At 57.9% G+C, this 9400-nt stretch carries 3 protein-coding genes and 1 pseudogene; 3 read left to right on the top strand and 1 reads right to left on the bottom strand.

Annotated features, from left to right (window positions below):
- Positions 1 to 764 (bottom strand): annotated as a pseudogene (locus tag BFV97_RS14615) (hypothetical protein); the annotation flags it as partial.
- 198 nt (positions 765 to 962) lie between these two features.
- Between BFV97_RS14615 and BFV97_RS14610 the strand changes: the two are divergent.
- The 3 genes from BFV97_RS14610 (at position 963) to BFV97_RS14600 (ending at position 9400) form a co-directional block, all read left to right on the top strand.
- Positions 963 to 1706: a VPLPA-CTERM sorting domain-containing protein gene (locus BFV97_RS14610; protein ID WP_083225662.1), complete on the top strand. Its 744-nt coding sequence runs from the start codon at positions 963 to 965 to the stop codon at positions 1704 to 1706.
- A 269-nt stretch (positions 1707 to 1975) separates the two neighbouring features.
- Positions 1976 to 8410: a type I polyketide synthase gene (locus tag BFV97_RS14605; RefSeq protein WP_069301133.1), complete on the top strand. Its 6435-nt coding sequence runs from the start codon at positions 1976 to 1978 to the stop codon at positions 8408 to 8410.
- The gene (locus BFV97_RS14600) at positions 8411 to 9400 is read left to right on the top strand and encodes a glycosyltransferase family 2 protein (protein ID WP_069301132.1); all 990 of its coding nucleotides are present in this window, start codon (positions 8411 to 8413) and stop codon (positions 9398 to 9400) included.

Raw genomic sequence — 9400 nt, 5'->3', positions numbered from 1 at the left:
GGCAGGGTGCCATACATCGCGGAATAGGTGATGACGCTGGCCAGAAAATAAAGCGTCTCTGTCCCGTGCGGTGCAATATCCTGATAAAGCGCCTGAACGGGAATTCCCGACAGAGGCGTTTCGCTCAGCAGTTGAGAGATGATCGGTCCGACCGGAATGGAGATGATATTGACGTCCGGACGGGCCGCTGACAATTCATCGTGGTATTCATCAAACCAGGCGGCATGCTCTGTCAGTGTCAGATTGTGATATGCCGCCAGCTCCGCTGTATTGGCCGGAAATACATTGTCATCAATCACCCGCCGCATATCCGGCCAGTTTTCGTAGATATAGATGTCAATTCCGGGTTCCTGCGTGACCGCATAATCAATGATTTCAAGCGTATAGCTGACAGCAGAACGGGGCAGGCTGTAAATCGGGTCATTTGGATCGAGATTTTGGATGTAATTCGCCGGAGTGATCAGGATCGAGTCAAAATCTGCCTCGGAAAAGGTCTTCGCTGCGGAAGTCCACGCCGCATCCACCCCGTCAAAACGCCACGACCAAGTCGCCTTCGGGGGCAATTTTTTAACGTGTTTTTCCAATTGACCAAACTGGCCTGACACAGAAAAATCCGTCCCTGCTGCATCCGCAAAGGCATCCATCCAGTAAGGCACATTGGTCTGATCGGACCCCCCGTGATCTGCGTGGTGGTAAATCAGGCTATGTCCGAAAACAAATGTCGAAAGCGTGGTTCGGGCAGCTGCATTATCATCTATGGACATAGTCGACCCCGTTTCAGAATTAGGATTGTCTCAAATAAAAGAAGTGATCCTGCTTTTGCGAACAGGGCTTATGGTAATTGACAGTCCCATCCGGAAACAGCGCGTTTCCAGATGGTACCTGCAATCAATATTGCAAGTTGTCCCCGATTTGCCTAAGATAATTCTAATTTAATTACAAAATTAGTTTAGTTGGGAATCATGAGATTATTTCACAAACCCATAGTTGCCGCCTGCCTGCTGGCTTGGGCCGCCGTTATGCCTGCACATGCAGCTACAGTCGACGTGACCTACGATCTGCGTCCGACCTATAAATCCATAGACGGTGTCGGAACCCGGACAGCCACGTATCGCTCTGATCTGGTCGGGGCGACTGTTCTGGCAAGGTTTGGCGATGGCACCACGGAAAACTGGGAGTTCATCCAGCATACATCGAATATATTCTCGGTGCGTGTTGATCACGAAAGCCCGGACCTCTCCTTCACCTACGATAACAGCAACACCTTCTCGATGAACGCCAGCAAGCTTCTCACCAACCTGACGGTGAATATGGGCAGGGCAAATGTAATTTTTGATGCTGGCGAATATCCCGACAGCGATGTGCGGAACTCTCCGACCACCAAGATCGGGATCGAGTTCAACGTAAGCGCTGGAGGCGATGCATTAACAGGGGTGATCGGTGCGCATTACAGCGGCCATGTCCGGATTGGCAATCATATGACCGGCGAGGATGCATTCACACAGTTGGACCTTGATTTCACCGGACTTGACGGGGGTGGGCAACTGGGCGGCATTTCATGGCGCGCGGATCTGGACGTTCTGGCAACCCCGAGCGACTTGGCTTTGCTGTCACAAGTGCCTCTGCCTGCCGGTATGGGACTGCTTCTAACCGGCCTTGGGGCTCTGGCATTTGCCGCCCGGCGCCGGCGCCGCAAATACGTTTGAAAACAACGTAGTGTGTCGAACAAGGGAACCGTTACCAAGTGGATTGCATCCCGGGATTTTATGGTATGACCCCTGATTGGAAGAATGTCTTTCCGGGATAGGATCTCTCAACCTGCTCTGCAAAAGGGAGGTCGCTCCGGCCGCCCCCACAGTGTTGCAAAATCGGGTCTTCCGAACAGAATTTCCCTATTTTGTTTTAATTGACATAATTCTGCCTGTGGGCACAGATAGGTAGGAGAAAAGAGTGTTTTATTATATACGGTTATTTGATGGGTACGGGTAGCACACAGAATACATTCGCTGAAACCGACGTCGCCATTGTCGGTATGGCGGCCCATTTGCCCGGTTCTGATACTGTAGCATCCTATTGGGAAAACCTGCGCAACGGCATCGAGTCGATCCGCTCCTATAGCTCCGAAGAGCTGCTCGCCGCCGGTGAGATGGCACATCGGCTGAACCGGCCCGATTACGTAGCTGCCGCCGCCCCGCTACAGGGCTATCAGAATTTTGATGCGGAATTTTTCGGGCTGTCCCCCAAAGAAGCTGCGATTATGGACCCCCAACACCGTCACTTCCTCGAGGTCGCATGGGAGGCGATGGAAAACGCCGGACACATCCCTGAAGACACACGCGGGCCTATCGGGGTTTTTGCCGGCTGTGGTATGGGCAGCTACTTTTATTTCAACATCTGCTCCAATCAGGATCTCGTTGATAACGTTGGAATGTTCCTGTTACGACACACAGGGAACGACAAGGATTTTCTCTCTACGCGGGTCAGCCATATCTTTGACCTGAAAGGGCCTTCGGTAAACGTACAAACCGCCTGTTCCACCTCCTTGGTTGCCACCCATTACGCCACGCAAGCCCTGTTGTCGGGCGAATGTGACACGGCTCTGGCGGGCGGTGTCACGATCGAACTGCCACAGGATCGCGGCTATATCTATAAAGAAGGCGAAGTGCTGTCGCCGGACGGTCATTGCCATGCTTTTGACCACCGCGCACAGGGCACGGTGTTCGGATCGGGCGCCGGCGTTGTGGTTCTGCGTCGCCTGAAAGACGCGATTGCCGATGGCGATCACATTTGGGCGGTGATCAAAGGTTCCGCGATCAACAATGACGGCGCGGCAAAGGCGGGGTATCTTGCGCCTTCGGTGGATGGTCAGGCCGAAGCCGTTGCCGAAGCACAGATGATCGCTGACACCCCTGCCGACACCATCGACTATGTCGAATGTCACGGCACCGGCACCTATCTGGGCGACCCGATTGAGGTGGCCGCACTGACGCAAGCCTTTAACGAAACCACACAAGAGGTCGGATTTTGCCGTTTGGGATCGGTAAAAACCAACATCGGCCATCTGGATACTGCCGCCGGTGTGGCCAGTCTGATCAAGACGTCGTTAGCGCTCCATCACAAACAGATCCCGGCGTCCTTGGGCTATGAGAAACCCAATCCTGCGATTGATTTTGAAACAACCCCCTTTCGCGTCAATGATCAGCTAACAGACTGGATCAGTCACAAAGGCCCCCGCCGCGCCGGAGTCAATTCTCTGGGCGTTGGCGGCACCAATGCCCATGTGGTGCTGGAAGAAGCCCCGGACCGGGCAGAAACGCAGCCCTCGGACTGGCCGTTTCAGATTCTGACTGTATCGGGGCGCAACAAGGCAGCACTTGACGGAAATGCTGCCCGGCTGGCAGCACATCTGCGGGCCCATCCCGAACAGGATCTGGCCGATATCGCATGGACCCTGAAAAACGGGCGGCGGGGCTTTGAACGCCGCAGGGTGATCGTGGCCGAAAGCCACGAAGACGCCGCTGACCAGCTGGAAAAGAACGATCCACGTCGCGCATTTTCCCACAGCGTTTTGGGCGATGATCCCGATTACGTCTTTATGTTTCCGGGCGGCGGCGCCCAATATGCAGGCATGGCCCGCGATCTCTATGAGACCGAACCCGTTTTTACCGAATGGATGGATAAGGGTCTGGAAATTCTGCAACCCAAGCTGGATTACGACATCCGCGCGCTGTGGTTGCCCGAACCGGGGGCCGAAGAAGCCGCCGACTCCCGGCTGACGCAGCCTTCGGTGCAACTGCCGCTGATTATGATTGTGGAATATGCGCTGGCGCAGCTCTGGATCAGCTGGGGCGTCACGCCTGCTGCGCTTGTAGGACACTCCATGGGGGAAAACACTGCTGCTTGCGTGGCAGGGGTGATGTCATTTGAAGATTGCATCGGCCTTGTTCACTTGCGCGGCAAGCTGTTTGACACCGTTCCTGCGGGGGGCATGCTGTCCATCGCCCTGCCCGCAGACCAGCTTGAACCGCTTTTAGGGGATGAACTGGATCTCGGGGCGGTGAATGCACCTTCCCTTAGCGTGGCGACCGGACCGCAGGCCGCACTGGATGTTCTTGAAGCGCGATTGAAAGCCGACGGTATCGACTGCCAGCGCATTCCGATTGATATCGCCGCCCATTCGCGGATGCTGGAACCTATTCTGAAAGATTTTGGCGACTATCTGCGCGCAATCCCCCTGAAGGCACCGCAGATTCCGTTTACATCCAACCGCAGCGGCGATTTCATCACTGATGCACAGGCACAAGACCCCGACTACTGGGTTGGACACCTCCGCGGCACGGTGCATTTTGCCGATTGCCTGAGCACCCTTGCGTCAAAAGACGAACGGGTCTTCATTGAGGTCGGGCCGGGACGGGCGATGTCCGCGCTGGCGGGGCAACACGATAAGGTACAGGCCAATCAAATTGTGAACACCCTGCGCCACCAGCAGGATGACGTGGCCGATGACGCCTATTTCATGGCGATGCTGGGCCGGATCTGGGCTGTGGGCGGAACATTTGACTGGGATCAGATCTGGGGCGGCGTTCCCCGTCACCGCGTGCCTTTGCCCACCTATGCCTTCCAGCATGCTGCCTATTTCATTGAACCCGGCATGGCCAAATCCGATGCCGATGCGCAATGGCTGACCCGGAGCGACACGCCTGAAAACTGGGGTTACAGACCCGCATGGGTGCCGCGTTATGCTGCCTGTGACGTGGATGTGACGGGCGATCTGTCCGAGGCGGAAAAACAGGTCTGGCTGGCCTTCACCGATGAGGCAGGGCTGGTGACTGCGGCCGCAAAACGACTGCGTGCCGCTGGTCATGACGTGATCACCGTGCGCACCGGAGACACTTTTTCCCGGGATGGAGAGGGCGGCTATTTCATTGCCCCCGAACGGGGCCGCGAAAGCTATGACGCCCTGATATCAGACCTCAACACCCGCGATCTGATCCCCACCCGTATCCTGCACGGCTGGATGATCACCCCTGACGAAAGTTTCCGCCCCGGTTCCAGCTTTTTCCATCGGGTGCAGGAACAGGGGTTCTATAGCCTGTTTTTCCTCGCTCAGGCGATTGGCGGCGAAGACCTGCCCGAAGACATCCATATTCTGGCGCTCAGCAATGGCGCGGCACAGCACAGGGACGAACCCCTGCCCCACCCTGAAAAGGCAACCCTTGCAGGTCCGGCCCGTGTGATCCCGCGCGAGTTTCCGCATCTGACGGTCTCAACGCTCGACATTACCCTGCCGCCCCGGTCCGGGCCCAAGAAATATGCCCTGCCCGAGGATCAGGTTAACCAACTGGTCGATCATATCCTTGAGGACGCATTGGCGGAGCCGGACAATGACACCGCCCTGATACGGGGGGGCAAACGTTATGCCCTGACCTATCGTCCCGCCCCGTTGGACGATCCCCCCGAGGGGGAACTCCCCGTGTTGAAACAGGGCGGGGTCTATATGATTACCGGCGGCTTTGGCGGCATCGGGCTGACGCTGGCCGAGACCCTGATCAAACGTGCAGGTGCAAAGCTGGCGCTGGTTGCGCGCAGCCCCCTGCCACCGCGCGAAACCTGGGACAGGGTCCTGAAGAACACAGCGGCTACAGCCCCGCTTGCCCGCCGGATTACAGCCCTGCAGCGACTTGAGGCACTGGGCGGAACCATCATGACCTTCGCTGCCGATATCAGCAATGTAGAAGACATTCGCGATGCAAAATCCGCGATTGAAGCCGAGCTGGGTACGATCAACGGCATCATCCATGCTGCCGGCCATATCGACGACGCGCCAATCATGACCAAGGATGTCACCAGTATCGAAGACGTCTTTGCCCCTAAAATCCACGGCACCAATGTGCTGGACGAAGTGTTTCCGGACGGGACGCTGGACTGGCTCGTGCTGTTTGCCTCCAGTTCCACCGCGACAGCCCCGATCGGGCAGGTGGATTACGTGGCCGCCAATGAATATCTTAATGCCTACGCCAAATCCCGCAGCGGCGACCAGACCCGTGTGCGGGCGATAAACTGGGGCATCTGGGCCGATGTGGGCATGGCCGCCGACGCAATGGAGGCGCGCACCGGCAGTGCCACCCCCCCGGAAGTTCACGAGATAAACGCCCCCATGCTGGATCAGGCCACGTTTGACCGCGCCGGAAACAGGGTCTTTACCGCAAGCTACACTGTGGCCGACCGCTGGTTTCTGGACGAGCACCGCACCAAGGCCGGCGATGCGTTGGTTCCGGGCACCGGCTATCTGGAAATGGCAATCGAGGCGCTGCATGCCATGGGGGAAACGGCAGCCTTTGAAATTCGCGACCTGTATTTCCTGCGCCCCTTTGCGGTGGGCGATGCGGGCGCGGTTGATTTGCGCCTGACCCTGCCGCGCAGCGATGCGGGTTACGGGTTTCTGGTGGAAAGCGGCGGACAGGGAGGGTTTGCGCAAAACGCCCAAGCCAGCTTGCAAATCCTGCCTCTGGCAGCACCAGCCCCGCTGGATGTCGCGGCCATCACCGCCCGCTGTAACCCGCCGGTTGAGGCAGGGGAAACAGGCTGGATCACCTCCCCCCAAGAGGCGCATCTGAATTTTGGTTCGCGCTGGCGTGTTTTGCAATCCACTGCGCTCGGGGACGGCGAAGGCATCGCACGTCTGAAACTGCCCGCTGCCGCTGCAAAAGACACGGATCAGGGCTATCTGCTGCATCCCGGCCTGATGGATCTGGCGACAGGTTGGGCAATGGAACTGATTGCGGGCTATGCCAGCCAGCACCTCTGGGTGCCGGTCAGTTACCGCTCGGTCAAGGTTTACGCACCGCTGCCCGGCGAAATTGTCAGCTGGGTGCGCAACGCGGGTGACAACACCTCGGACGGGGATATCGCCAGCTTTGACATCACACTCGCAGCCCCCGACGGGACGGTCTGCGTGGAAATCAGCGGCTTCTCAATCCGCCAGATGGAAGAAATTTCGGGCTTTGGTGCGCAGGACGAAGCCCCGTCGCAAGCGCCCGACGATACTGCACGCCCCCTGTCGCCCGCCGAAGAACGGCTGCGCCACAATCTGTCGCAGGGGATCCGGGCCGAAGAAGGCGCCGACCTGTTCCTGCAAGCATTGATGGGAACGCACCGCCAGATCATCCTGTCCTCGCTCGATCTGAACGCGCTTATCACACAGGCCGGACAATCTGACGATACCGACACCGAAGACAGCCAGAAATTCTCGCGGCCACAACTGGACAGTGATTTTGTGGCCCCCTCGAATGCCATCGAAGAACGCCTCGCCGCCTTCTGGCAGGACCTTCTGGGCGTCGATCAGATCGGAGTCGAGGACAGTTTCTTTGATCTTGGCGGCCATTCCCTGATCGCCGTGCGGCTGTTTGCACAGATCCGCAAAGCCTATCAGGTCGATTTCCCGATATCCGTGCTGTTTGAAGCCCCCACAATCCGCAAATGCGCCGAATTGATTGCTGCACGCGGTGTCACGGATGGCGATAGCGACGAGGCGGCAGTAGCGGATAAACCCAAAGCCCCGCCCCGCCGTTTCACCCATCTGGTCGCGATGCATCAGGGCGAAGGCGGGCATAAACCACCCTTTTTCCTTGTGGCAGGGATGTTTGGCAATGTGTTGAACCTGCGCCATCTGGCCCATCTGATTGGCAGTGACCGTCCGTTCTACGGGCTTCAGGCGCGCGGATTGCTGGGGGACGATCCGCCCCATCGCACGATTGAATCCGCTGCGGCCGACTACATCGCCGAGATGCGTCAGGTGCAGCCCCATGGCCCCTATCATCTGGGCGGGTTTTCAGGGGGTGGCATCACCGCGTTTGAAATAGCCCGGCAACTGCGCGCAGATGGCGAAGAAATCGCAGCGCTGGTCTTGCTGGACACCCCCCTGCCGGTGCGTCCCGGAATAGAAAAAGCCGACAGGCTGAGGATCAAGTTACAGGATATCCGCAAGGGCGGGCTGGGGTATTTCCGCGACTGGGCCCGCGACCGCATTGCCTGGGAAATGCGCAAGCGTCAGACCCGCGAGGAAACCGCCGAAGACGGCCAGCAATTCCACAACGTCGCCATTCAGGATGCGTTTCTGGAAAGCGTCGGTGCCTATCAGGTGCAAGCCTGGGATGGCACGCTGGCGCTGTTCCGCCCGCAACTTGCGCCCAAATGGACCGTAGGCGACAGGTTGATCAGCCATGAGCGCGTCTATCTCTATGACGATAACGACTGGGGCAAATTCGCCCCCGATATCCAGATATTCGAGGTGCCCGGCGATCACGATTCCATGGTTTTGGAACCCAATGTGCGCGTGCTTGCTGCCCGCATCCGCCGGTATCTGGAACGCCCCCGCGATCAGATCCAATTTCAGGAAGCCGCCGAATAAATGTCTGACCCGACCATTCTGACCATCATTCTGAATTACAAAACCGCTGAAATGACCCTGAAGGCCGTTGAAGCCGCCCACAGAGCGATGGAGGGTCTGCCTGGTGAAATTCTGGTTGTGGATAATGACAGTCAGGACGGGTCGTACGAAACCCTGAGCGCCCGTGTGACGGCGCAGGGCCGGGACAATGTCAGGGTCATCCAGTCGGGCCATAACGGGGGCTATGGCGCGGGCAATAACGTTGGCATCCGGGCCGGGCTTTCGGATGGATCACGCCCCGATTACGTCTATATTCTGAACTCGGATGCCTTCCCCAAACCACGGGCCATCCGGGTGCTTTACGACCATCTGAACACCACACCCGGCACCGGTTTCGCTGGCAGCTATATAGAGGGTGAGGACGAGATACGTCACATCACCACCTTCCGCTTCCCTTCCTTCTGGAGCGAGTTTGAACGCTCTGTGAAACTGGGCCCCGTCAGCCGCCTGTTGAAATCCCATCGCGTGCCCGATCCTCGCAACAGCTCCGGGCCTGTCGACTGGCTGGCGGGGGCCTCGGTGATGATGCGTCAGGACGTGCTGGACGAAATCGGCCTTTTTGACGAAACCTTCTTTTTGTATTTTGAAGAAACAGACCTGTGTCGCCGCGCCCAGAAGGCAGGTCACAGGGTGATGTTTCTGCAAGACAGCGTCGTTACCCATCTGGGATCGGTGTCTACAGGGATGAAGGAATGGTCCCGCGTGCCGGATTACTGGTTCAACTCGCGCTGGCATTATTTCACAAAAAACCACGGGCGCGCTTATACCGCTTTGGCCACGGCCCTGCACCTGAGCGGTGGCGGGCTGCACTGGCTGCGCTGCAAAGTGACCCGCAAACCACATGGCGGCGCGCCGCATTTCCTGCGCACCCTTGCCCGTCACGATATCGCCCAACTTTTTACCTCTAAACGAGACCACACGATCAAGGCCCGTTCGCAAACCGGAGATTAA

The organism is Neptunicoccus sediminis (genome assembly GCF_001719615.1).
GTDB classification, from domain to species: Bacteria; Pseudomonadota; Alphaproteobacteria; order Rhodobacterales; family Rhodobacteraceae; genus Amylibacter; species Amylibacter sediminis.
This window is presented reverse-complemented; position numbering and strand designations above follow the sequence as displayed.